This is a genomic window from Streptomyces dangxiongensis, assembly GCF_003675325.1.
Lineage (GTDB): Bacteria > Actinomycetota > Actinomycetes > Streptomycetales > Streptomycetaceae > Streptomyces > Streptomyces dangxiongensis.
Map to the genome: position 1 here is coordinate 7,379,221 of NZ_CP033073.1, position 22,691 is coordinate 7,401,911.

Genomic DNA, 22,691 nt, shown 5'->3' on the forward strand with positions numbered 1-22,691 from the left:
TTCGAAGCCATCGTATGTTCGATCGCCCGGGTCCGCTCAGGTGTACGGGGCGTACCCGGTGCGGGGCGGACGGCCCGGCCACGCGATCATCGTGCCCGTGCGCTCCCGTGCCTGATAGTGGGCACCAGCACCACGAGGACCGGCGACGAGGAGGCCCAGGGATGACACGCCCGATCACGGCAGGGGTGGACGGTACGGAGGAGAGTCTGGCCGCGCTGGACTGGGCGGCCCGGGAGGCCGTCCGCCGGGGGCTGCCGCTGCGCGTGGTCCACGCGTGGCGTTACGCCGAGACGCTCGCCGCCGCCGACCGGGACACCCAGCACGGCTGGGTGTCCCGGGGCGTGTCACAGGCCGTGCGTGCCGCCGCCGGGCGGCACCCGGACCTGACCGTGAGCGTCGACGTGGTGGAGGACGGGGCCGCTCAGGCGCTGGCCGGCGCGGCGGCCGACGCCGAGATGCTGGTGCTGGGCTCGCGCGGGCACGGACCCGTGGTCGGCTTCCTGCTCGGCTCGGTCGGCCAGCAGGTCATCGCGGAGGCGGCCCGGCCCGTGGTGCTGGTGCGCGCGGAGGCCGAGACCACGGCCGAGGCCGCCGGGCGGGACGTCGTGGTCGGCCAGGACGGCGCGCCCGAGGACAGCGCGGCGGCGCTGCGGTTCGCCTTCGAGACGGCGGCGGCCCGCGGTGCGACCGTCCGGGCCGTCCGGGCGTGGACCCTGCCGCCGGTGTTCGCCTACAGCCCCGGCTCGCTGAGGCTGCTCGACGACGCGGGCGGCCTCGAACCGTACGAGAGGCAGTCTCTGGCCGAGGCCCTCCAGCCGTGGCGGGAGCGGTTCCCCGAGGTGCCCGTGGCGGAGCACGTCGAGATGGGCAGCGCGGGCCATGTCCTGCTGTCGCTGACCGGGCGGGCCCAACTGGTGGTCGTCGGGCGCCGGGCGCACCGTACGGCCGTCGGCGCCCGGATCGGCTCGGTCGCGCACGGCGTGCTGCACCACGCGGACTGCCCGGTGGCCGTGGTCCCGCACGCCTGAGCCACCGGGCTACTCGGGGTCCGTCGGCTCCAGCGTGGCCCGGGCCCTGGGCAGCACGCGGTCGATGTAGTCCTCGACTGCGGTGTCGAGGCCTATGTCGTGCTGGGCGCGCTCGGACAGGTACCAGCGGTGTTCGAGGAGTTCGTGGTAGATCTCGGCCGGGTCCATGGAGCCGCGCAGCTCCGGCGGCACCGCCCGCACGGTGGGCCGGAAGACGTCCCGCACCCAGCGGTGGGCCAGCACCTCCGGGCGGGCGGCGAGGGGATCGGCCGGGGCGTGGTCGTCCTGGGTGGCCATCCAGCTCTCCAGGTCGTTCAGCAGCCGCCGCGCCTGGTTCTCCTCGGCGTCCAGCCCCGTCAGCCGCAGCAACTGCCGCTGGTGGTGACCGGCGTCGACGACCTTCGGCACGAAGGTGACGGTGTCGCCGGTGGAGGAGTGCTCGATCTGCATCTCGGCCACGTCGAAGCCCAGGTCGTTCAGCCGGCGGATGCGGCGCTCGATGTAGTGGTACTTGCCCGCCGGGTACACCGAGGTGCGGGTCAGCTCCCGCCACAGACCCTGGTAGCGGGTGCAGATCTCGTGGCCGAAGTCGACCGGGTCGACGGAGGGGTGGAGCGCGCCGGACGCCTCCAGGTCCAGCAGCTCGCCGCTGATGTTGACCCGGGCCAGGTCGAGGTCGTACTCCCGCTGCCCCGGGCTGAGCCGGGGGTGCAGGTCGCCGGTCTCGGCGTCGACCAGGTAGGCCGCGTAGGCGCCGGCGTCCCGCCGGAACAGGGTGTTGGACAGCGAGCAGTCACCCCAGGCGAACCCGGCGAGATGCAGCCGCACCAGCAGCACGGCGAGGGCGTCCATCAGCCGGTGCATGGTCGCCGGGCGCATGGTCGTCTCGAACATCGACCGGTACGGCAGCGAGCCGCGCAGGTGCCGGGTGACCAGCACGGACTCCAGCGGGGCGCCCGAGCAGCCGGTGCGCCCGGTGACGACGGCCAGCGGGTCGACGGCGGGGATGCCGAGCCGGTCCAGGTCGCGCAGCAGCTCGTACTCGCGCAGCGCGGGCCGTTCGGCCAGTTCCTTGACGGCGATCACCTCGTCGCCGGCGCGGGCGTAGCGCACGACGTGCCGGGAAATGCCGCGGGGGAGTGGCACGAGGTACTCCTCGGGCCACTCCTCCAGGGGCGTGTCCCAGGGCAGGGCGAGCAGCAGCGCGGGGTGCTCCGGGTTCGTGGCGTTGATCTGCAAGGCCATGGCACGAACCTTACGGCCCCGTACGCCTGTTCCCCGAGGCGCGTGCCCCGGCCTGCTCGGCGGCGGCCCGCACCGGGCCGAGGTGGAGGGGCCCGTGTCCGGGCAGCAGCATGTCGCCGTCGAGCGCGGCGATCACGTCCAGGGAGGCCACCGCCCGGGCGTGCTCGTGGTGGAAGAAGTCCGGCAGTAGCTGCGGGCCCTTGATCCGCGAGGTGGCGTGCCCGCTGACCAGGGCGTCCCCGGAGATCACGATGCCCGCTCCCGGCAGGTGGTAGACGCAGTGGCCGTCCGTGTGCCCGGGGGTGTGCACCGGGACCGGCCGGCCCGGCAGGTCGAGCGGGCCCTCGGCCGGGAACGGCTCGGGCGCGGTGACGGGGTGCTGCTCCGTGCCGCCGACGCGGACGACGTGCGCCGCCCAGGGCAGGACGCCGGGCCGCCAGGCATTGCGGACCACGTCGGCGATGGTGGCCTGTTGCAGGAAGTCCCGCCGGGCGTGCGGGACTTCGGCGGGGTGCAGATAGACGGGCGTGCCGTGCGTGGTGCGCAGGTGCTCGGCCGAACCCAGGCGGTCGTTGTGCGCGTGGGTGATCAGGACGGCCGCGACCGCCTCCGGTGAACTGCCCACCTGTGCGAGGGACTCCAGCAGCCCCTGCCGGTCCCCCGGGTACCCGGTGTCGACCAGGGTGACGGCGTCGCCGTCCTTGAGGATGACCCAGTTGGTGTGGTGGCCGTGCACCAGGTAGGTGTCTTCGGCGACTTGGCGTACGTCTGCCCGCATGTTCTCTCCGAGCCCTGAGCGGCGGTCGTCGGGGACAGCCAACCAGACCGGGCCGCGCCCCGCACCGGAAGGGCCGGGCGCGCGGGGCCGGCTCCGGGGAGGTCAGTGCACCCCGTGCGGCCGGAACTGGATGCTGATGCGCGGTCCCGTGGCCCGGGTGGTCTTGGGTACGCAGTGCTCCCAGGTGCGCTGGCAGGAGCCGCCCATCACGATGAGGTCGCCGTGGCCGAGGGGCCGCCGCAGTGTGCCGCCGCCTCCGCCGGCCGGGCGCAGCAGCAGGTCCCGGGGCGCGCCGACGGAGAGGATCGCCACCATGGTGTCCTCGCGGGCACCCCGTCCGATCCGGTCCCCGTGCCAGGCCACGCTGTCCCGGCCGTCGCGGTACAGGCACAGCCCCGCGGTGGTGAAGGGCTCGCCCAGCTCCTCGGCGTAGTGCCGGGACAGGGCGGCGCGGGCCTCGTCCAGGACCGGGTGGGGGAGCGGGTCCGCCGCTCCGTAGAAGGCCAGCAGACGGGGCACGGCCACCACGTGGTCGTACATCGCGCGGCGCTCCGCCCGCCAGGGCACGTCCGCCGCCAGCCGCTCGAACAGGGTGTCGGCCCCGCTCAGCCAGCCGGGCAGGACGTCGATCCAGGCGCCGGCGTCCAGCTCGGTCCGGCGCAGCCCGCCGAGCGGGCCGAGCCGCAGCTCGTCGGTCTGGTCGAACAGGGAGCCCTGGAGGTGCGTGGCCATGCTGCCAGCGTACTCCGTAATCGAAAATACGTTCCCATGTGATCATCCGGGCCCGGCGGCGGCCCGCCTCCGGCCCCTTTCGATACATCGATGTATCCGATACATTCGCGTATCGAACGGAGGCGGGCCGCCCATGGAGAACGACACGTCCGGACGCCGCGTCACCCGGCGCCGGGGCCGCACCCGCGCCCGGCTGCTCGACGCCGCCTTCCAGGTGTTCGCGGCCAAGGGCTTCGGGCGGGTCGCCATCGAGGAGGTCTGCGAGGCGGCCGGGTACAGCAGGGGCGCCTTCTACTCGAACTTCGCCACCCTGGACGAGCTGTTCTTCGCCCTCTACCGGGAACGCGCCGACCTCATCGCCTCCCAGGTGGCCGACGCGCTGGCCCAGGACGGGCCCGACCTCGATGTCCCCGCCTCCGTGGACCGGGTCACCGAGGTACTGCTGCTCGACGTGGACTGGCTGCTGGTCAAGACCGACTTCCTGGTGCACGCGGCCCGGGACCCGGTGGTCGCCAGGACCCTCCTCGACCACCGCACCCGGCTCCGGCGGGCCGTCGCCGACCGGCTCCTGCGGGCCCGGGGCCACACCGAACTCCCCGCCGTGCTGGGTGACGTGGACGGCGCAGCGCACGCCGTGGTCGCCGCCTACGACGGGGTCACCACCCAGCTTCTCCTGGACCGGGACGCCGAGGCCGCCCGGACCTGGCTCAAGCAACTCCTCACCGCGCTGCTCACGGACGGCAGCCGCATCCCCGCTTGAACACCGGCACGGACCGGCTGCGAGCACCGCAAGGAAGGACACAGTCGTCATGGACGCGGACGTCATCGTCGTCGGAGCGGGCCTCGCCGGCCTGGTCGCGGCACACGAACTCACCAGCCGGGGCCGCCGGGTGGCCCTGGTCGACCAGGAGAACGCCGCCAACCTCGGCGGCCAGGCGTTCTGGTCCTTCGGCGGGCTCTTCCTCGTCGACTCGCCCGAGCAGCGCCGGCTCGGCATCAAGGACTCCTTCGACCTGGCCTGGAACGACTGGCACGGCAGCGCTCGCTTCGACCGGCTCGAGGACGAGGACACCTGGGCCGTACGCTGGGCCCGCGCCTACGTCGAGTTCGCGGCCGGCGAGAAGCGGTCCTGGCTCCAGGGGCACGGCATCGAGCTGCTGCCCACCGTCGGCTGGGCCGAGCGCGGCGACCTGCGCGCGGACGGCCACGGCAACTCCGTACCGCGCTTCCACATCGCCTGGGGCACCGGCACCGGCGTGGTCGAGCCCTTCGTGCGCCACGCCCGGCAGGCCGCCCGGGACGGGCTGCTCACCTTCCACCACCGCCACCGGGTGGACGAACTGCTCATCGAGGGCGGCACGGCCCGCGGAGTGCGGGGCACCGTCCTCACCCCCGACGACTCCCCGCGCGGTGCCCCCTCCGGCCGCGACCGGGCCGGCGACTTCGAACTGACCGCCCAGGCCGTCGTCGTCACCACCGGCGGCATCGGCGCCGACCACGACATCATCCGCCGGTACTGGCCCGAGCGGCTCGGCACACCGCCCGCCGAGATGGTCACCGGTGTCCCCGCCTACGTCGACGGCCGCATGCTCGACATCAGCGCCGAGGCCGGCGTACGGCTCGTGAACCGCGACCGCATGTGGCACTACACCGAGGGCCTGCAGAACTGGGACCCCATCTGGCCCGGCCACGGCATCCGCATCCTGCCCGGCCCCTCCTCCGTCTGGCTCGACGCCCTCGGCCGCCGGCTGCCCGACCCCTGCCTGCCCGGCTACGACACCCTCGGCACCCTCCGGCACCTGCGCACCACCGAGGACATCGCCGCGTACGACCACTCCTGGTTCGTCCTCACCCGGAAGATCATCGAGAAGGAGTTCGCGCTCTCCGGGTCCGAGCAGAACCCCGACATCACCGCCAAGGACCGCAAGGCCGTCCTGCGCGACCGGCTGCTCGGCAAGGGCGCCCCCGGACCCGTGCGGGCCTTCCTCGACCACGGCGCCGACTTCGTCACCGCGGGGAACCTGGAGCAACTGGTCGCCAGGATGAACGCGCTCACCGGCGAGGACCTGCTCGACGCGGCCGAGGTGCGCCGCCAGATCGAGGCCCGCGACCTGCAGATCACCAACCCCTACAGCAAGGACGCCCAGGTCCAGGGCATCCGCAACGCCCGCCGCTACATCGGCGACCGGCTCGGCCGGGTCGCCGCCCCGCACCGCATCCTCGACCCGGCCGCGGGCCCCCTCGTCGGGGTCCGGCTGCGCGTCCTGACCCGCAAGACCCTCGGCGGCATCCAGACCGACCTCGACTCCCGCGCCCTCGGCACCGACGGCACACCGATCGGGGGCCTGTACGCGGCGGGCGAGGTGGCGGGGTTCGGCGGGGGCGGCGTCCACGGCTACAACGCCCTGGAGGGCACCTTCCTCGGCGGCTGCCTGTTCTCGGGCCGGGCGGCGGGCCGGCACGCCGCCGGGCTCACGGCCTGAACATCAGCTCCGCAACAGGTCCAGGAGGACGTGGGCGTGGCTCTTCCCGGGTGCCTTCGACGCCGTCAGCAGCGTCACAGGTCCCCCGCGGGCCGAGTCCCGGAGGCCGTCGAGCAGCGCGGCGGCCTCCGGGGCCCCCAGTTCCGCCTCGTACCGGCGGCGGAACTCCTCGTACCCGCCCTCGCCGGCGTGGTACCAGCGGCGCAGCTCGGTGGACGGGGTGAGCGCCTTGGGCCACTCGTCGACGCGCGCCGCGTCCTTGGCGAGGCCGCGCGGCCACAGCCGGTCGACCAGGACGCGCAGGCCGTCGTCCGGCTCGGGCGGTTCGTAGATCCGGCGCAGGCGCACGCTCACGCTGGGGCCCCTCTCGGGTCGCGGACGGTCCCGCGAGCGTACTGCGGCGCACCCCGCCCACCGCGCGGCGACGCGACACGGACCGGCCGAAGGGCCTCACCCGGGGGAGCGGCATGCTCCGCGCGGCGACGCGACACGGCCCGGCCGACGGGCCTCACCCGGGGAGCGGCAGGACTTGACCGGAACAAGAGGGAGACCGCGGCCCCGCCCCGCCTAGTCTGGCGGCCAGTCGATCACCGGCCACCCCGGAGGAACGCACGTGACGCCACCGCGCAGACAGCCCGCCCGCCGCCGTACCGCCGCCCTCGCCACCGTCCCCGTCGCCGTCGCGGCCCTCATCGGCGCCGCCGGACCCGCCGCGCCGGGCACCACCGGCGCGTCCGGCGCCGGTGACCCCTACTTCCCGCTCAGCGGCAACGGCGGATACCACGTCCGCCATTACGACCTGACGCTGCGCTACGACACGACCTCACGCCGCCTGGACGCCACCGCCGTCCTCACCGCCCGCGCCACCCAGCGGCTCACCCGCTTCGACCTCGACCTGAAGGGCCTGAAGGTCACCTCCGTCACCGTCGACCGCGCCACGGCGGCGTTCCGGCGCGACGGCCAGGAACTCGTCGTCACCCCGCGCCACGCCCTGCGCCCGGGCCGGGAGTTCCGCGTCGCGGTCGCCTACCACGGCACCCCGGAGCCGGTCACCGATCCCGACGGCTCGGCCGACGGCTGGATCCCCACCGACGACGGCGCGTTCGTCGCGGGCGAGCCGCAGGGCGCGATGACCTGGTTCCCGGCCGACAACCACCCCAAGGACAAGTCCTCGTACGACTTCACGATCACCGTGCCCGAGGGACGCACCGCCGTCGCCAACGGCGTCCTGCTCGGGCGGCGCACCGCCCACGGCCGGACCACCTTCCGCTGGCGCGAGACCCGGCCCATGGCCGCCTACCTGGCCACCGCCACCATCGGGAAGTTCCAGATCGAGCGGTACACCACCCGCGACGGCATCCAGGTGTACAACGCCGTCGACGCCCGGGAGGCGCGGGCCGCCGCACCCGTCCTGCGCGAACTCCCCTCCGTACTGGAGTGGGAGAGCACGCTGTTCGGGCCGTACCCGTTCCGGGCCGCGGGCTCGATCGTCGACCACGCCCCGGACGTCGGCTACGCCCTGGAGACCCAGACCCGGCCCGTCTACGACTCCGCACCCGACCTCGCCACCCTCGTCCACGAGAACGCCCACCAGTGGTTCGGCGACTCGGTCTCGCTGACCGCCTGGCAGGACATCTGGCTCAACGAGGGCTTCGCCACCTACGCCGAGTGGCTCTACACCGAGCAGCACGGCGGCCGCAGCGCCCAGCAGGCCTTCGACGCCCTCTACGCCCGCCCCGCGAGCGACGGACTGTGGGCCTACCCGCCCGGCGACCCCGGCAGCGGCGCCCGCATCTTCGGCACCCCCGTCTACGCCCGCGGCGCCATGGCGCTGCACGAGCTGCGCCGGGCCGTCGGCGACAAGGACTTCCGCCGCGTCCTGCGCGCCTGGACGACCGGGCACCGCGGGGGACACGGGACGACGGCACAGTTCGTGAGGCTTGCCGAGCAGACCTCGGGGAAGCAGCTCAAACAACTGTTCCACACCTGGCTGTACGAGCCGGGCAAGCCGGACAGCGCCTGAAACCTGACCAGTTCCACACAACCGGCGAGCAAGATCGACCCATGATCCGACGCAGATCCGCCCTCGCCGCCCTCGCCTCCCCGCTGCTGCTCACCGGCTGCGGCGGCGGAGCCGAGGCGACCGAGCGCCGGACGCCGTCCCGCCGTCCGGCGCCGGCGCCCGCCCACCCGACGTCCACGCAGCCGGCCCCGCGGAGCATACCCGGCCTCGGGTCCGGACGGTCCGCGGAGATACCCGCGCGCTGTAGGCAGGCCGTCGTCGTCAGCGGACGCGGCAGCGACTCCCCGCACTGCACCGTCGTCCTGCACCAGCGCACCCCCGACGGCTGGCAGTCGGGCCCCGCCTGGCCCGCCCACAACGCGCTGCACGGCTGGAGCGCCCACCACATGTCCGGCGACCTGCGCTCCCCGCTCGGCGTCTACACCCTCTCCGACGCCGGCGGCCGGCTCCCGGACCCCGGCAGCGGACTCCCGTACCACCGGTCCGGCGGATTCCGCTCGCCCGGCACCGGCTTCCGCGGCGAGCCGCTCGAGGGCTCCTTCGACTACGTCATCGCCATCGACTACAACCGCAGGCCCGGCACCACACCGCTGGACTGGACCCGGCCCCTCGGCCCGGAACGCGGTGGCGGTGTCTGGCTGCACGTCGACCACGGCGGCCCCACCCACGGCTGCGTCAGCGTCGCCAAGGCCCATATGAAGACCCTGTTGCGCACGCTCGAAACGCACCGGCATCCGGTCGTCGTCATGGGCCACGCCGACTGGCTCGCCCGCTGAGCGGCCTACACTCCGAACTCGTGTGCGCACATGTGCTGGTCGCCGAGGACGACGAGAAACAGGCCGAACTCATCCGCCGCTCCCTGCTGGCCGAGGGGCACACCGCCACGGTGGTGCACGACGGCGCGGCGGCGCTCGACGCGGCCCGCCGGCTGCGGCCCGACCTCCTCGTCCTCGACCTGATGCTGCCGGTCGTCGACGGCTTCGGCGTCTGCCGGGCGCTGCGCGGCGGCGCCGGCCCGGACATCCCCGTGGTGATGCTCACCGCCCGCTCCGCCGAGGACGACGTGCTGCTCGGCCTCGACCTCGGCGCCGACGACTACATGACCAAGCCGTACAGCCCGCGCGAGCTGATGGCCCGTATCCGTACGGTCCTCAGACGCAGCGGCCGGGGCGACGGCGCCCGGGGCGAGGACCCCGTCGTGAGGGCCGCCGGGATCAGCGTCGACCCGGTGCGGCACGAGGTGCGCTGCGACGGCGCCCTGGTGGAGTGCACGCCGGCCGAGTTCCAGATCCTGCTGGCCATGGCCGGCGAGCCGGAGCGGGTGTTCACCCGGCGCCAACTGCTGCATTGCACCCGAGGCTTCGACCGGGCGTCCACCGAACGGGCCGTCGACGTGCACATCATGAACCTCCGCCGCAAGACAGAGGCCGACCCGCGCCGCCCGGCCCGCCTGCTGACCGTGTTCGGTGTCGGCTACAAGCTGACCGGCGCCCGGACGTGACGCCGTCGGGGGGTGGGGGGTGCCCGTGACGCGCCGGATCCCGTTGCGCAAGCGGCTTCTCGTGCGGCTCCTGTTCGGCTCCGCGCTGATCGCCGTCTGCTCGGTGGCCGCCACCGCCTGGCTCGCCGTGACCACCACCACGAGCGCGCTGAAGGAGGAGCAGGGCCAGGACCTGGCCGCCGACAACCGCATCCTGGCCCGGCTCAGCGGTTACGCCGCCACCCACCCGGACTGGGCGGGCGTCCGGCACACCGTCCACGAGCTGGCCGCGCGGACCGGCCGCCGGATCGCGCTCACCACCGCAGACCGCACCCTCGTCGCGGACTCCGCGCCCCGCGGCACCCCGCTGCCGCCCCGGCCGGCCGCCACCGTGGACCCGCTGCGCACCGACACGTACACCGAGTCCGGCGCCCAGCTCAGCGGCATCGACCCGCGCGTGGTGGGCCCCTACCGGCTCCCGGCCGCGGAGCGGACGAAACTGGACGCGCTGGCCGCCGTACGCGAGCGGTGCTACGAGCGCTACGGCCGCCGGGCCGCCGTCACCCGCACGGCGAGCGGGCGGCCGGTGGTCACCGCCGGGGACGGCACCGACCCTGCCGGATACGACGCGTCGGTGTGCGAGGACGGCCGGCTCAACACCCCCACGCCCACGGAACAGCGGGCCCTGGACAGGCTGTCGGATCTCGCCCGGCCCTGCCTGCGACAGGCGGCCCCCGAACTCGGCGGCCGGCCCTTCCCCACCTTCGACCCCGGCGGCAAGGACCCCTTCGGCACCCGCTACCTCCTCGCCGAGTACGCCGCACAGGGCAAGGGCGCCGCCGCGCGGACGGCCCAGCGCTGCGTGCTCGCCGCCCGCCGCACCCAGCTTGAGCCCTACGCCGCCCCGGCGGCCGAACTGTTCCTCGGCATCGGCGACCAGAACCCGGCCCGCTTCGACATGTCGCCGGCCAACAAGGCCAAGGTGGTGGGCGTCGCCGGGCTGGTCCTCGCCGTCACCGTCGCCGTGACCGCCGTCGTCGCCGTCCGCCTGGTACGGCCCCTGCGCGCGCTGACCCTTGCCGCGCAGCAGCCGCCCGAGCTGCACGTGCGCGTACCGGTGACCACCCGGGACGAGACCGGCATCCTCGCCGAGGCCTTCAACGGCCTCACGGAGCGCCGCGAGCGGCTGGAGGCCCAGCGCAGGGCGATGGTCAGCGACATCGCCCACGAGCTGCGCAGCCCGCTCACCAACATCCGCGGCTGGCTGGAGGTCGTACGCGACGGGGTCGTGGACCCCGACCCGGGCCTGCTGGACTCCCTGCACGAGGAGGCGCTCGTCCTCCAGCGGATCATCGACGACCTCCAGGACCTCGCCGCCGCCGATGCCGGCACGCTGCGCCTGCACCGGGAGCCGCTGCGCGCCGGTGACCTGCTCGACCAGGTCGCCGCCGCGCACCGGGTCGCCGCCGGCGCCGCCGGGGTCGGGCTGCGCGCCGGCACCGGCACCGACACCGACGGCACGGCCTGGCTGGACGCCGACCCGGTACGCATGCGGCAGGCGCTCGGGAACCTGGTCTCCAACGCGTTGCGGCACACTCCCGTCGGCGGCACCGTCACGCTGGCCGCCCGCCGTGACGGCGACGACGTCGTCCTCACCGTCACCGACACCGGCCACGGCATCCCGCCCGAGGACCTGCCGCGCGTCTTCGACCGGTTCTGGCGCGCGGAGAAGTCCCGCAGCCGCCGCACCGGCGGCAGCGGCCTCGGCCTGCCCATCGTCCGCCACCTGGTCACCGCGCACGGCGGCACGGCCGAGGCCGCGAGCGAGCACGGCGCGGGCGCGGTGTTCACCCTGCGGCTGCCCGGCGCGCCGCCGCCCGGCGACGCGGCCTGACGACCGGACGCCCCCGGTCCGGTTCTCGGCGAGCGCCAGGGGTACTCCGGTCGCGCACGCGCAGCCGAGGGAGGTCATGCCATGAGCACAGCGGACGGCCTGCCGGTCCTGGCCACGCTCACCGAGGTGGCCCGCCCTGGTGGAACGGCGCCGGCGCCTGTACGTGCGGTGGTCCAGGGGGCCCGCCACCGACCTCGACCGCGTTTCCAGCACCGACGAGCTGACCGGCGTGCCCATGCCCGGGCTGTCCGCCAACCCGCTCGACGTCGAGACCTGGTGGGAGGACCGCTCCCGGGAGCTGTGGGTGGCGCGCCGCCTGTACGACTACGCGCACCTGCCGCACGAGAAGGGCCCCGGCGTCCGTCCCTGGGTCCTGACGGGCCGGGAGACGGGCCGGGGGCCCTGACAACGAACCGCTCGTGGCCGATGTCGAGCCGCTGAGCTGGATCGCGGGCGACGTGATCGACGCGGCGAGGGCCGAGGTGGCCCGGCAGGAGCGGGAGTGGGGCACCCTGCGCCGCGGGAGCCGCTGACCGGCCACCGAGGCCGCCGACCCGGCTGCGGGGGCCGCCGGGCCCCCGCTGTCACCGCCGGTCACCCCGAGCGGGGCCGGGAGCGGGCGCGGCGGCGCAGCGCCCGGCGTTCCAGCTCCGTCGTGCCACCCCAGATGCCGACGCTCTGGTCGGTGTCCAGTGCCCATCCGAGGCACTGCTCCCGGACCGGGCAGTGTCCGCACACCGCCTTGGCCTGCTGCGCCTGCACCTGCGCCGGACCGGTCGTGCCGATCGGGAAGAACAGGTCGGGGTCCTCTTGACGGCACGCGGCATGGTCGCGCCAGTTGTCCATCAAAGTCTCCTGGTTCGGGTCGAGGTCGTCTCGGAGTCGTCCGTGCCTGTCGAAAGTGTGCTGGGATGCGGGTGACCGGTCACGACGGCGTGAAACGGCACAACCGGAGAAGATCGGGCGACAGACGCGTCCCGGCCGCCCGGGCGGCACGCGGGGACCCGCCGGGAGACGTGCGTGGTCAACGGGCGGGACCGCGGGGGGCGGCGGCCCGTCGGCCGCCCAAGGAGGCTCCGGGGGAGGGGAGTTGGGGCTGGGGAAGCGGGCCGCCCGACGGCCGTCTCCTCATCGCCGGACCACGTCCGTGCCGCCACGGCGCCCCACCCGCCCGCCAGATGACCGCCCGTGGATTTCCTCGGCGCCTTGGTGTCCCGGTGTCCAGGCGCCCGGATGTTCCGGCGTCCCGGTGCTCCGGTGTCCCCGTGTGTCGGTGCTCCGGTGGCTCAGCGATCCGGTGCCGCGGTGCCGCCGTGTCTCAGCGTCTCAGCGTCTCAGTGGCGCAGCGCCTCGGCCGCGGTGGCCGTCACCGCGTCGGCCAGGGCCGCCAGCGCGGGCGAGTCGAGCTTCCACTGCTGCCAGTACAGCGCGAGGTCCATCCACTCGCCGGGGGCGAGCACGGCCAGTCGCCCCTGCTCCAGCAGCGGGCCGGCCTGCGCCTCCGGGATCATGCCCCAGCCGAGCCCCGCGGCGACCGCGTCCAGGAACCCCTCGGAGGTGGGCACGAGGTGCCGGTGGGGACCGGCGGACCCGCGGCCGAGCCGGCGCACGAAGCCGTCCTGGAAGTCGTCCTTGCGGTCGAAGACCACGACGGGCACCCGGGGGAGCGCCTCGGTCAGGGGCCGCCCGGCCAGGTGGGTGGCGGCGAACCCGGGGGCGGCCACGGGCAGATAGCGCATCCGGCCGAGCGGCCGGACCGTGCAGCCGGGCACCGGGTCGGGGGACGAGGTCACCGCCGCCATCACCAGACCCTCGCGGAGCAGCGCCGCCGTGTGGTCCTCGTCCTCCCGGTGCAGTTCGTAGCAGAGGCCCGCGACCCGGGACAGCGCCGGCAGGAACCAGGTCGCCAGGGAGTCGGCGTTCACCGCGACGGACACCCGGGTCGGCTCGCCGGTGCCGTTGAGCCCCAGCTCGCCCCACGCGTCCCGCTCCAGCCGGGCAAGCTGCCGGGCGAACCGCACCAGCACCGCACCGGACTCCGTGGGCCGCACCGGCTTGGTGCGCTGGAGCAGCACCCGGCCGGTGCGCTGTTCCAGCGCCTTGACCCGCTGGCTGACCGCGGACGGCGTCACGTGCAGCGCGGCGGCGGCCGCGTCGAAGGTGCCCTCGTCCACCACGGCCAGCAGGGTGCGCACCTGCTCCAGGGGCAGCTCACTCATCATGGGAGCTAAGGATACGTAAGAATCTTTAGCTGTACTTGCAGCCGGGCCTTGTCTAGCGTCGACGGCATGAACCACGCCCTGACCGCCGCTGCCGCCGGCTTCGGCACCGGCCTCTCCCTGATCGTCGCCATCGGTGCCCAGAACGCCTTCGTCCTGCGGCAGGGGGTGCGCCGCGACGCCGTCCTCACCGTGGTCGGCATCTGCGCCCTGTCGGACGCGCTGCTCATCGCGCTCGGGGTCGGCGGGGTCGGCGCGGTCGTGGTGGCCTGGCCGGGCGCCCTGCGGGCGGTGGGGATCGTGGGCGGCGCCTTCCTGCTCTGCTACGGCGCCCTGGCCGCCCGCCGGGTGCTCAGGGCCGGGACGGGGCTGCGGGCGGAGGGCGAGGCGGCCGGCTCGCGGCGCCGGGCGGTGCTCACCTGCCTGGCGATGACCTGGCTGAACCCGCACGTCTACCTGGACACCGTGTTCCTGCTCGGCTCCCTCGCCGCCGACCGCGGCCCGCTGCGCTGGACGTTCGGGCTCGGTGCCGCACTCGCCAGCGTGTGCTGGTTCGCCTCCCTGGGCTTCGGGGCCCGGCTGCTCGGCCGGTTCCTGGCCCGGCCGGGCGCCTGGCGGGTGCTGGACGGCCTGGTCGCCGTCACGATGCTGGTCCTGGGTGTGACCCTGATCGCCGGTTCCTGAGCCGAATTCGTTCGGCGTGCGCGGGAGTTCCTGGAATAGTCAGGCTCTCGAAGCCAGAAAGATGTAACGAGCAACCAGGACACCCGTGGACACCAGCGAGAGCAGTACCGGAACCGACCGCGAGGCGCCGGCGGCCCCCGCCCCGCCCCGGCGCGGCTGGCGCCGCTGGGCGATGGACACCCGCCCCCTGCGGATCCCCGCCTACCGGCGCCTGTGGTCGTCGACCATCGTCACCGCCGTCGGCAGCCAGCTCACCGCCGTCGCCGTACCCAAGCAGATCTACGACATCACCCACTCCTCCGCCTGGGTCGGCTACGCGAGCCTCGCGGGCCTCGTGCCCATGGTGGCCTTCGCGCTGTGGGGCGGGGCGGTCGCCGACACCGTGGACCGCCGCAAGCTGCTGCTGGTCACGAACACCGGCATCGCCGTGACCTCGCTGCTGTTCTGGGCGCAGGCCGTCACCGGCCTAGACTCGGTCGTGGTCCTGATGGTGCTGCTCGCGCTGCAACAGGCGTTCTTCGGACTGAACTCCCCGGCGCGCAGCGCCTCCATCGCCCGGCTCGTCCCCATCGAGCAACTGCCCGCCGCCAACGCGCTCGGCTCCACGGTGATGCAGACCGGGCTGGTGGCGGGCCCGCTGCTCGCCGGCGCGCTGATCCCGGTCATCGGACTGCCCGCGCTGTACCTCGTCGACGCGCTGGCCCTGTGCGTGACCGTCCGGGCCGTCTTCCGGCTGCCCGGGCTGCCGCCGCTGGGCGGACCCGCCGCCCGCCGGGCCGGGGTGCGCGAGATAGCGGCCGGGTTCCGGTACATCGCCCGGCACAAGGTGCTGCTGCTGTCCTTCCTCGCCGACATCGTCGCAATGGTCCTCGGCATGCCCCGCGCCCTGTTCCCCGAGCTGGCCGCGCAGACGTACGGCTCGTACGGCTCGGGCCTCGCGCTCGGTGTGCTGTTCGCCGGCATACCGGTCGGCGCGGTGCTCGGCGGCCTCTTCTCCGGCGTGTTCTCCCGGGCCCGCCGGCACGGCTGGATGGTCATCGGCGCGGTCGTCGGCTGGGGCGTGGCCATCGCCGGGTTCGGGCTGAGCGGCAACCTGTGGGTGGCCATGGCCTTCCTCGCCGTGGCCGGGGTCGCCGACATGGTCTCGACGGTGTTCCGCGGTGCCATTCTGCTGTCCGCCGCGACCGACGAGATGCGCGGCCGGATGCAGGGGGTGTTCACGGTGGTCGTGGCGGGCGGCCCGCGCCTGGCCGACGTGCTGCACGGCACGGCCGGCTCGGCGTTCGGCCCGCGGGCCGCCGTCGCGGGCGGCGGTGCGCTGGTCGTCGTCGCGATGCTCGCGCTGACGGCAGCGGTCCCGGCCCTGCGCCGCTACCGCGTCTGACGCCGGCCGCCCAGCCGGCCGCTCACGGCGGTCCCCGTCACCGCCGACGGCTACAGCGGTCCCCGCCGGCGGATCGCGTACTGGTCCATCAGCTTTCCGCGGGTCGTCTCCAGGCGGTGGGCGAGGATCTCGGCCACCGTCCGCACCAGCGACAGCCCGAGCAGCGGATCCTCCACGCACAGCGCGAGCACCGACGGCCCGTCGAACTCGTAGGCGCGCACGTTGCTGAACGCCACGGCCCCGAAGTCCCACTCGTACGGCGGGAACAGCCAGGACCAGCCGAGCATGTCGCCCGCGCCGAGCGTGGCCACGGTCACCCGCTGCCGGGAGGTCACCTGCTGGTCGAGATGGACCGCGCCCGAACGGACCACCCAGAACCGGTCGGCGGTACCGCCCGCCTCGAAGATGCGCCTGTCCTCCGGGAAGGAGACCTCCTCGGCCAGCTCCATCAGTCGCTCGCGCTGTGCCTGGGGGAGGGCGGTGAGCAGTTTGATCGCTTTGGTCATACGCGGGGCTCCTCGCCGGCGGCGGTTGCGGTTCGGATGATGTCGCTAAGCCCATTTCAGCCGCTGGCGCCGCGCCGGGCACCTCGAAGGGAGGGGATCCGCGTGTTCCCGCGCCGCCGTGGGCAGCAAAAAGCCCTGGCTGGACGGGGGAGGCCAGCCAGGGCCGTATGCGGTGACGCGGGGAGAGGGGGAAGGACGGTTCCGCGCCGCTCCGGCATCACGTATGTATGAATAATAAACCATCTTGGGTGCTGCTGTCCCGCCGGAACCAGGTCAGGTGACCCGCTTCACTTCGTCCGCCCGCGCCGCGGCCGCGCCCGGACTCACGATCTCGTCCAGCACCCGCAGCACCGCCGCGTACGTCTCCGCCCGGACCGCCGCCTCCCGCGCTCCCTCCGGATCCGTGGCCGTCAGGCCCTGGGCCCGCTCCCGCCAGGCCCGCTCCTCATCGGCAGCACAGTCCCGGCCCCGCCGGATCCGCCGCAACAACTCGTCCGCGTCCACCACATCCGTCATGCCCACCGGATACCCACGCACCGCACGGAGATGACAGGTGTGCGACGGGTGTTTGGCGTCGCTCCGAAGGGTCAGGTGAAAAGGGAACGACAACTGCGAAACGGGCATGATCAGGGAGGAAAAGGATGCTCGACAAGCGTCACACCGGTACCTCCGTCACCCTGGCGGAACCGCCCCGGCGACTGCCGCGCAGGCCGGCCGACGCCCGCAGAGCGGTCGAGAGCGCGGTGGCCGAACGGTGCCGTGCCCGTTCCCTGTCCTGTCCGCCGCGGGCGGTGGCGGACGCGCTCCTGGTCACCTCGGAACTCGCCACCAACGCCCTGGTGCACGGCGGCGGCATCACCGGCTTCGATGTCGACGTGGACCCCGGCGGCGTCCGGGTCTCGGTGAGCGACCGCAGCGACGCGTTCCCGGTGACCCGTACGGACCGGCAGGACCGCGCCCTTCCCGGCGGCCGCGGCTGGTCCCTGGTGTGCCGGCTGGCCCGGGACATCCGGGTGGCGGGGCTGCCCCGCGGCGGCAAGCGCATCACGGCCGTCGTGCCGCTGCACTGAAGCGGTTCCCGAAGTTCCGTTCAGCGGCGTTTGCCCGTGAGGGCGAGGGGCAGACGGAACCTCGTGCTTCGGACTGGAGGCGCGCGCCCGGCGGGTATCACGACCGCCGCCCGGGCCCGCTTCCGGCGGGCCGGCGGCTCACCCGCGGGAACCCCTGACACCACCGTTCGGGCAGGATCCGGAACCAGGTTCCGGCGCAGTGCCCTGAAACCCCGTTCAGGAGCGATTCCGCATGCTGACCGACATGTCGACAAGCCGTCCCGGCACGACCGCCACCACCGGTGCCTCCGCGGCGCCCGGTCGGCGGAGCCACGACGACGCCCCGGAGACCGCGGAACTCTTCACCCGGCTGGCGGAACTGGACGACGGCCCCGAGCGCGACGCCGTACGGGACGAACTCGTCACCGCGTGGCTCCCCATGGCCCACCGCATCGCCGGCCGGTTCCGTGACCGCGGGGAGTCCGTCGAGGACCTGCGCCAGGTGGCCGCGCTCGGCCTGGTGAAGGCGATCGACCGGTTCGACCCGTCCCGCGGAGCTTTCGAGAGCTACGCGGTGCCGACCATCACCGGAGAGGTGAAGCGGCACTTCCGCGACCGGATGTGGGCCCTCAGGGTGCCGCGCCGGGTGCAGGAGCTGCGCAACCGGGTGCGGGTGGCCCGGCGCGAACTCACCCAGAACCCCGGCAGCCCCGAGCCCACCGTCGCCGGCATCGCCGCCCACACCGGCCTCACCGAGGAAGAGGTGTCCGCGGGCATGGAGGCACTGGAGAGTTTCAGCACCCTGTCGCTGGACGCCGAACTCTCCGCCGCCGAGGACGGCTACAGCCTCGCCGACACCCTCGGCGCGACGGAGAGCTCGTACGACGTCGTCGTCGACCGCGAGGCCGCCAAGGAAGGGCTGCGCCGGCTGCCCGAGCGCGAGCGGGCCATCCTGTACATGCGGTTCTTCGAGGACATGACGCAGAGCCGCATCGCCGACCGGCTCGGCATCTCCCAGATGCACGTCTCCCGGCTCATCAGCCGTAGCTGCGCCCGCGTCCGCGACGAGGTGCTCGGCAACCGCCGTCCCGGCGGCGAACCGCGGTGACGGCTCACCTGCCCGGCGCCGCCGGACCACCGGCGACGCCCAACGGCCGCGCCAGGCCGGAGACCGCCTCGTCCAGACGCTGGAGATGGCGCAGCACCCGGTCGGTCACCCGGCCGTAGCGCGGGAGTCGCAGGGTGCCCGGCTCCAGCATCGACGCGATGCTGGGGCCGGTCTCCATCTCCGCCGTGGACCTCGGGTCCCCCACATGCGCGGCGATAACCCCGATGTTGTGCACGATCCGCCCGCACGCCCCCCGCAGCCGCGGGTCCGCCGCGATCGACGGATGCGTCGGCAGCAGCTCCGCGGTGGCCGCCAGGGAACGCCCGTGGTACGCGCAGGTCTCCAGCAGGGCGACCACGTACCGGGCGGTGTTCCGCCGGGAGCGCAGCGGGGTGATCGGGTGGGTCAGCGGCTGGGTGGCCGCGCGCAGGTCGGCCAGCGCCTGGTCCAGCTCGCGCGCCTGCTCCACCAGGTCGCCGCCCGCCCCGCCGCTGAGCTGGTCGACGGCGCCCCGCGTGACGTCGGCGAGCCGGTCCAGGACCGCGACCAGGAGGTCGTTGGTACGTCGGTCGGTGTGGACCGGCAGCACCACGGCCGCCGCGATCACCCCGCAGGCCGCGCCGAGCGCCGTCTCCTCGATCCGCAGCACCAGCACCGCCGTGCTGTAGGTGTTCAGCAGCGTGTACAGCAGCCCCAGCATGGCCGTCACGAAGAACGACATCAGCGTGTACGACAGGGGCGCGGTGTAGAACATCGCGAAGATGAACAGCAGCACCAGCGCGAACGCCGTCCACGTGTGGGGCCCCACCAGTGCGGCGAGCCCGATGCCGGCCACCACGCCGAGCACCGTGCCCAACAGCCGCCGGTAGCCCTTCACCAGGATCTCGCCGGTGGAGGCGGTGTTGAGGAACACGATCCAGCAGGTCAGCACCGCCCAGTACCAGCGCTGGCTGGACAGCAGCTCGCCGCCGGTGATGGCCAGCGCGGAGCCGACGGCGACCTGGACCGCGGCCCGGGTGGTGGGCCGTTGCAGGCCGGCCGGCTCGGCCTCCTCCCGCTCGGCCTCCTCGCTCACCTCGATGGCGGCGTCCTCCGCGTCCAGCTCCTCGCGGGAACGGACGGTCGCCGGGCTGTCGTCCGACTCGTCCTGCGGGCCGTCCAGGGCGAGCCGCAGGCCCAGCGCGGCCCGGGCGGCCTCGCCGAGCCCACGGAAGACGTCCTGCACGGCCGGGGAGGCCACGGGCAGGTTCTCCTCGTCCCGGTAGCCGAGCAGCCGGTTGCGTACGTGGGCGAACGCGGTGCCCGCGGCCTCCCCGGCGGGCCGCAGCATCAGCAGCCGTAGCGCCCCCAGGTCCCGGCGCAGCGCGTCCGTCGCCTCGTCCCGCACCGGCAGCGTGCCCGAGGAGGGCACGGAGGCGCCGGGCAGGTGCAGGGTGAGGGTGTCGGTGCGCTCGGCGCTGCGCGCGGTGAGCAGCAGCAGGCCGAGCCGTTCGGCCGCGATCTCGGCGTCGGCGATCCGGCGCTGGAGCAGCCGGGCCACCGCCGCGTCGGAGGTGCCGTCCTCGAGCCGGCCCTGGACCAGCAGTGCCGTCTCATGCAGGCGCGCGGTGCCGGTGCGCAGGTCGTCCAGGACCTTCTCGACCGCGTCGGGTCCGGCGTCCAGGAGTTCGGCCTGGGTGGCCATGAGCTGGGCCAGCCGGGCGCGGAAGGCCCGCCGCATCCGGTCCAGGGTGCCCGCCGGGGTCTGCGGCAGCAGCACGAACCGGGCGGTCGCGCTGCACGCGAACGCCACGCAGAGGACGCCGCACAACGTCGGCAGCGTGGACACGGTGGCGTGCACGAACAGGGAGAGGAAGTAGATCTGGAAGCCGATGAGCCCCAGGGCGGTGCCGCGGTCGCCGAACCGGCGGCCGTAGACGGCGCTGAAGATGAGGGCGACGAAGAACAGGTCGCCCGCGACGACCCGTTGGTTCAGCAGCGCGCCCAGCGCCACCGAGGCCAGGGCGACGGGCAGGCCGAGCGCGAGGGTCACGGCCTGCGGGCCGCGCTGCTTCTCCCGGACGGCGAAGGTGGCGACCATGGCCGCCATCGCGCCGGCCACCAGCTCGGGCACCGGCACCCGCAGCGCGGCGAGCACCGCGAGGGTGAGAGCGATGGCGACGACCGTGCGCAGCCCGGCGGTCAGCCGCAGCAGCCCGGGATCCGAGGCCGCGAGCCGGTCCCAGATCCGTACCCGTCCCGACCGTCCCACTGCCCTCAACACGCCGCCGCGCTCTCTCCCGTGCCAGAAAATGATCTCCGACCCAGCATCGCACGCGGCGCCGGGCTACTCGTCCCCGGCCAGGGTGGCGGCCACCAGGGCGTTGGCGTGCCCGTGCCCGAGGCCGTGCTCGGACTTGAGCCAGGCCACCAGCTCCATGTGTCTCGTCAGCGGCGAGGAGCGGATCAGCTCCTGCCACTCGCCGACCGGGCGGCCGTACTTCTTCTCGATCGAGGGGAAGTAGCTCGCCGGGCCCTTCACAGCCTTCTCGGTCATGCCGGGGTGCTCCGTCCGTGTGACGTGGTGTGCGGTCACCGTAGAAGACCGCCGGTCCGGTCGGGAATGATCGGCGGTCCACCGGTGATCCGCGTCACATCATCGCTGGTCGAGGGCCGCGCCCTCCACCCGGGCCCGGACCTGCTCCGGCGTCAGGTACGAGTCGGTGAACTCGAAGTCCTTCAGCCGGGCGGGCTTGCGGGCCTGGAAACCGGTGCGCACGAAGTCGTCGCCCGCGACCGCGTTCAGCAGCCAGTTGGTCATCACCCGGGTCTTGGCGACGTTGGTGCGCAGGGCCGACCAGTGGTAGCCGCGGGCCACGGCCTGCGCGGGCACCCCGCGCAGCTCGACACCCAGCGGCTTGGACACCGCGTCCCTGCCGCCGAGGTCGACGACGAGGCCGAGGTCCTTGTGCTCGTACGGTTGGAGGGGCCGGCCCTGCAGCGCCGCGATGACGTTGTCGGCGACCTTCCGGCCCTGCCGCATGGCGTGCTGCGCGGTGGGCGGGCAGACCGCGCCCTGCTGACCCTTCGCCAGATCCGGTACGGCGGCCGAGTCGCCGAGCGCGAACACGCCGTCGTGGCCCGGCAGGCACATCTCCGCGGTCACCGCCAGCCGGCCGCGGACCGTCTCCGCGCCGAGCGTGGCCATCAGCGGGCTGGCCACCACGCCCGCCGTCCAGATCAGGGTGTGCGTCGGCACGACCCGGCCGTCGGTGAAGGTGACCTCCTCCGGGCCGGCCTTGTCGATCGACACGCCCAGCGAGACCTCGATGCCGCGCCGCTTGAGGATCTCCTGTGCGCTGCGGCCGAGCTTGTCTCCCAGTTCCGGCATGAGCTTGGGCGCGATGTCGATCAGGTGCCACTTGATCAGGCCCGGGTCCAGGCGCGGATAGCGCTGTACGGCCGCGTGCGTGAGCCGTTGCAGACAGGCCGCGGTCTCGGTGCCGGCGTACCCGCCGCCCACCACCACGAACTGGAGCCGCGCGGCCCGCTCGACCGGGTCTTCGCTGGCGTCGGCGAGGTCGAGCTGCGAGATGACGTGGTCGCGGATGTAGGCGGCCTCGGCGAGCGTCTTCATCCCGAAGGCGTGCTCGACCAGGCCCGGGATGTCGAAGGTGCGGGTGACGCTGCCCGGTGCCAGCACGATGTAGTCGTAGGGCTCGTTGACGATCTTGTCGGTGATGGTGCGGACGACGCACACCTTGGCCTTCGGGTCCACCCCGATGGCACCGCCCGGGATGATCCGGGTGCGGTACTTGCTGCTGCGCCGCAGGGAGAGGGCGATCGACTGCGGCGTGAGCACGCCGGAGGCGACCTGGGGCAGCAGCGGCAGGTAGAGCTGATAGGCGAACGGCGTCACCAGCGTGACGTCGGCCTCGCCGGGGGCGAGTTTCCGCTCCAGGCGGCGGACGCACTCCACTCCGGCGAAGCCTGCGCCGACCACCAGGATCCTGGGTCGTGTCACGGTGTTCATCCCTTTCTGCGGCTCCGGGCGGTCCGACTCGACGCCGTTCGCCTGCCCCGGATCGCTGTGCACCGA

22 protein-coding genes and 1 pseudogene are annotated in these 22,691 nt (G+C 74.0%); 12 read left to right on the forward strand and 11 right to left on the reverse strand.

The features are described from left to right. The first annotated feature begins 161 nt into the window (after positions 1-161). Complete coding sequence (locus tag D9753_RS33230) at positions 162-1,028, forward strand: universal stress protein (RefSeq protein ID WP_121790367.1); 867 nt, start codon at positions 162-164, stop codon at positions 1,026-1,028. A 9-nt stretch (positions 1,029-1,037) separates the two neighbouring features. On the opposite strand, the gene D9753_RS33235 is transcribed toward D9753_RS33230, so the two are convergent. The 3 genes from D9753_RS33235 to D9753_RS33245 all read right to left on the reverse strand — a co-directional run bounded on the left by D9753_RS33235 (position 1,038) and on the right by D9753_RS33245 (position 3,783). Then, on the reverse strand, positions 1,038-2,273 hold the full coding sequence (locus D9753_RS33235; protein ID WP_121790368.1) for a DUF4032 domain-containing protein: 1,236 nt from the start codon (positions 2,271-2,273) through the stop codon (positions 1,038-1,040). 10 nt (positions 2,274-2,283) lie between these two features. Beyond that, positions 2,284-3,051, reverse strand: coding sequence for an MBL fold metallo-hydrolase (locus D9753_RS33240; RefSeq protein WP_121790369.1), 768 nt, complete (start codon positions 3,049-3,051; stop codon positions 2,284-2,286). 102 nt (positions 3,052-3,153) lie between these two features. Continuing rightward, entirely contained in the window at positions 3,154-3,783 is a 630-nt protein-coding gene (locus D9753_RS33245; protein ID WP_121790370.1) for an alpha-ketoglutarate-dependent dioxygenase AlkB, read from the reverse strand. Between the two features lie 133 nt (positions 3,784-3,916). Between D9753_RS33245 and D9753_RS33250 the strand changes: the two genes are divergently transcribed. After that, the gene (locus D9753_RS33250; RefSeq protein WP_121790371.1) at positions 3,917-4,543 is read left to right on the forward strand and encodes a TetR/AcrR family transcriptional regulator; all 627 of its coding nucleotides are present in this window, start codon (positions 3,917-3,919) and stop codon (positions 4,541-4,543) included. Positions 4,544-4,592: 49 nt separating this feature from the next. Continuing rightward, positions 4,593-6,266 carry an FAD-binding dehydrogenase gene (locus tag D9753_RS33255; protein WP_121790372.1) on the forward strand — a complete coding sequence of 558 codons (1,674 nt, stop codon included), beginning with the start codon at positions 4,593-4,595 and terminating at the stop codon, positions 6,264-6,266. Between the two features lie 3 nt (positions 6,267-6,269). Here the strand turns inward: D9753_RS33255 and D9753_RS33260 are convergent, their stop codons facing one another. Continuing rightward, complete coding sequence (locus D9753_RS33260) at positions 6,270-6,620, reverse strand: DUF488 domain-containing protein (RefSeq protein WP_121790373.1); 351 nt, start codon at positions 6,618-6,620, stop codon at positions 6,270-6,272. A 259-nt stretch (positions 6,621-6,879) separates the two neighbouring features. Between D9753_RS33260 and D9753_RS33265 the strand changes: the two genes are divergently transcribed. The 5 genes and pseudogenes from D9753_RS33265 (at position 6,880) to D9753_RS33285 (ending at position 12,196) form a co-directional block, all read left to right on the forward strand. After that, complete coding sequence (locus tag D9753_RS33265) at positions 6,880-8,289, forward strand: M1 family metallopeptidase (protein ID WP_121790374.1); 1,410 nt, start codon at positions 6,880-6,882, stop codon at positions 8,287-8,289. A 41-nt stretch (positions 8,290-8,330) separates the two neighbouring features. Continuing rightward, positions 8,331-9,065 carry a L,D-transpeptidase family protein gene (locus D9753_RS33270; protein WP_121790375.1) on the forward strand — a complete coding sequence of 245 codons (735 nt, stop codon included), beginning with the start codon at positions 8,331-8,333 and terminating at the stop codon, positions 9,063-9,065. A gap of 20 nt (positions 9,066-9,085) precedes the next feature. Beyond that, on the forward strand, positions 9,086-9,790 hold the full coding sequence (locus D9753_RS33275; RefSeq protein WP_121790376.1) for a response regulator transcription factor: 705 nt from the start codon (positions 9,086-9,088) through the stop codon (positions 9,788-9,790). A gap of 25 nt (positions 9,791-9,815) precedes the next feature. Continuing rightward, complete coding sequence (locus tag D9753_RS33280; protein ID WP_121790377.1) at positions 9,816-11,663, forward strand: sensor histidine kinase; 1,848 nt, start codon at positions 9,816-9,818, stop codon at positions 11,661-11,663. Between the two features lie 81 nt (positions 11,664-11,744). Continuing rightward, a pseudogene (locus tag D9753_RS33285) lies at positions 11,745-12,196 on the forward strand (DUF6098 family protein). A 61-nt stretch (positions 12,197-12,257) separates the two neighbouring features. On the opposite strand, the gene D9753_RS33290 reads toward D9753_RS33285, so the two are convergent. Next, the gene (locus D9753_RS33290) at positions 12,258-12,509 is read right to left on the reverse strand and encodes a WhiB family transcriptional regulator (protein ID WP_121790378.1); all 252 of its coding nucleotides are present in this window, start codon (positions 12,507-12,509) and stop codon (positions 12,258-12,260) included. Positions 12,510-12,997: 488 nt separating this feature from the next. Continuing rightward, positions 12,998-13,885 (reverse strand): LysR family transcriptional regulator ArgP, encoded by an 888-nt coding sequence (locus tag D9753_RS33295; RefSeq protein WP_121790379.1) that lies wholly within the window; start codon positions 13,883-13,885, stop codon positions 12,998-13,000. 66 nt (positions 13,886-13,951) lie between these two features. Between D9753_RS33295 and D9753_RS33300 the strand changes: the two genes are divergently transcribed. Together D9753_RS33300 and D9753_RS33305 are read left to right on the forward strand one after the other, a co-directional pair. Continuing rightward, the gene (locus D9753_RS33300; protein ID WP_121790380.1) at positions 13,952-14,566 is read left to right on the forward strand and encodes a LysE/ArgO family amino acid transporter; all 615 of its coding nucleotides are present in this window, start codon (positions 13,952-13,954) and stop codon (positions 14,564-14,566) included. Between the two features lie 85 nt (positions 14,567-14,651). After that, the gene (locus tag D9753_RS33305) at positions 14,652-15,950 is read left to right on the forward strand and encodes an MFS transporter (RefSeq protein ID WP_121790381.1); all 1,299 of its coding nucleotides are present in this window, start codon (positions 14,652-14,654) and stop codon (positions 15,948-15,950) included. 50 nt (positions 15,951-16,000) lie between these two features. On the opposite strand, the gene D9753_RS33310 is transcribed toward D9753_RS33305, so the two are convergent. Then, the gene (locus tag D9753_RS33310) at positions 16,001-16,456 is read right to left on the reverse strand and encodes a cyclic nucleotide-binding domain-containing protein (protein WP_121790382.1); all 456 of its coding nucleotides are present in this window, start codon (positions 16,454-16,456) and stop codon (positions 16,001-16,003) included. A 273-nt stretch (positions 16,457-16,729) separates the two neighbouring features. Then, positions 16,730-16,972, reverse strand: coding sequence for a hypothetical protein (locus tag D9753_RS33315; protein WP_121791422.1), 243 nt, complete (start codon positions 16,970-16,972; stop codon positions 16,730-16,732). A gap of 125 nt (positions 16,973-17,097) precedes the next feature. On the opposite strand from D9753_RS33315, the gene D9753_RS33320 reads away from it, so the two are divergent. After that, positions 17,098-17,526 carry an ATP-binding protein gene (locus D9753_RS33320; RefSeq protein ID WP_121790383.1) on the forward strand — a complete coding sequence of 143 codons (429 nt, stop codon included), beginning with the start codon at positions 17,098-17,100 and terminating at the stop codon, positions 17,524-17,526. A 232-nt stretch (positions 17,527-17,758) separates the two neighbouring features. Further along, on the forward strand, positions 17,759-18,613 hold the full coding sequence (locus D9753_RS33325) for a SigB/SigF/SigG family RNA polymerase sigma factor (RefSeq protein ID WP_121790384.1): 855 nt from the start codon (positions 17,759-17,761) through the stop codon (positions 18,611-18,613). Between the two features lie 4 nt (positions 18,614-18,617). Here D9753_RS33325 and D9753_RS33330 read toward each other — a convergent pair whose 3' ends face one another. The 3 genes from D9753_RS33330 to D9753_RS33340 form a co-directional block, all read right to left on the reverse strand. After that, positions 18,618-20,873, reverse strand: coding sequence for an FUSC family protein (locus D9753_RS33330; protein ID WP_240468511.1), 2,256 nt, complete (start codon positions 20,871-20,873; stop codon positions 18,618-18,620). A gap of 66 nt (positions 20,874-20,939) precedes the next feature. Then, on the reverse strand, positions 20,940-21,149 hold the full coding sequence (locus D9753_RS33335) for a DUF4287 domain-containing protein (RefSeq protein WP_121790385.1): 210 nt from the start codon (positions 21,147-21,149) through the stop codon (positions 20,940-20,942). Positions 21,150-21,248: 99 nt separating this feature from the next. Further along, positions 21,249-22,625, reverse strand: a complete 1,377-nt coding sequence (locus D9753_RS33340; RefSeq protein ID WP_163010857.1) for an NAD(P)/FAD-dependent oxidoreductase — start codon at positions 22,623-22,625, stop codon at positions 21,249-21,251. Positions 22,626-22,691: the final 66 nt, after the last annotated feature.

Excerpts from the sequence above, each read along its gene's own strand:
- D9753_RS33230 (WP_121790367.1), top strand. The coding sequence starts at position 162 with ATGACACGCCCGATCACGGCAGGGGTGGACGGTACGGAGGAGAGTCTG.
- D9753_RS33235 (WP_121790368.1), bottom strand. The coding sequence starts at position 2,273 with ATGGCCTTGCAGATCAACGCCACGAACCCGGAGCACCCCGCGCTGCTG.
- D9753_RS33240 (WP_121790369.1), bottom strand. The coding sequence starts at position 3,051 with ATGCGGGCAGACGTACGCCAAGTCGCCGAAGACACCTACCTGGTGCAC.
- D9753_RS33245 (WP_121790370.1), bottom strand. The coding sequence starts at position 3,783 with ATGGCCACGCACCTCCAGGGCTCCCTGTTCGACCAGACCGACGAGCTG.
- D9753_RS33250 (WP_121790371.1), top strand. The coding sequence starts at position 3,917 with ATGGAGAACGACACGTCCGGACGCCGCGTCACCCGGCGCCGGGGCCGC.
- D9753_RS33255 (WP_121790372.1), top strand. The coding sequence starts at position 4,593 with ATGGACGCGGACGTCATCGTCGTCGGAGCGGGCCTCGCCGGCCTGGTC.
- D9753_RS33270 (WP_121790375.1), top strand. The coding sequence starts at position 8,331 with ATGATCCGACGCAGATCCGCCCTCGCCGCCCTCGCCTCCCCGCTGCTG.
- D9753_RS33290 (WP_121790378.1), bottom strand. The coding sequence starts at position 12,509 with ATGGACAACTGGCGCGACCATGCCGCGTGCCGTCAAGAGGACCCCGAC.
- D9753_RS33295 (WP_121790379.1), bottom strand. The coding sequence starts at position 13,885 with ATGATGAGTGAGCTGCCCCTGGAGCAGGTGCGCACCCTGCTGGCCGTG.
- D9753_RS33300 (WP_121790380.1), top strand. The coding sequence starts at position 13,952 with ATGAACCACGCCCTGACCGCCGCTGCCGCCGGCTTCGGCACCGGCCTC.
- D9753_RS33310 (WP_121790382.1), bottom strand. The coding sequence starts at position 16,456 with ATGACCAAAGCGATCAAACTGCTCACCGCCCTCCCCCAGGCACAGCGC.
- D9753_RS33315 (WP_121791422.1), bottom strand. The coding sequence starts at position 16,972 with ATGACGGATGTGGTGGACGCGGACGAGTTGTTGCGGCGGATCCGGCGG.
- D9753_RS33320 (WP_121790383.1), top strand. The coding sequence starts at position 17,098 with ATGCTCGACAAGCGTCACACCGGTACCTCCGTCACCCTGGCGGAACCG.
- D9753_RS33325 (WP_121790384.1), top strand. The coding sequence starts at position 17,759 with ATGCTGACCGACATGTCGACAAGCCGTCCCGGCACGACCGCCACCACC.
- D9753_RS33335 (WP_121790385.1), bottom strand. The coding sequence starts at position 21,149 with ATGACCGAGAAGGCTGTGAAGGGCCCGGCGAGCTACTTCCCCTCGATC.
- D9753_RS33340 (WP_163010857.1), bottom strand. The coding sequence starts at position 22,625 with ATGAACACCGTGACACGACCCAGGATCCTGGTGGTCGGCGCAGGCTTC.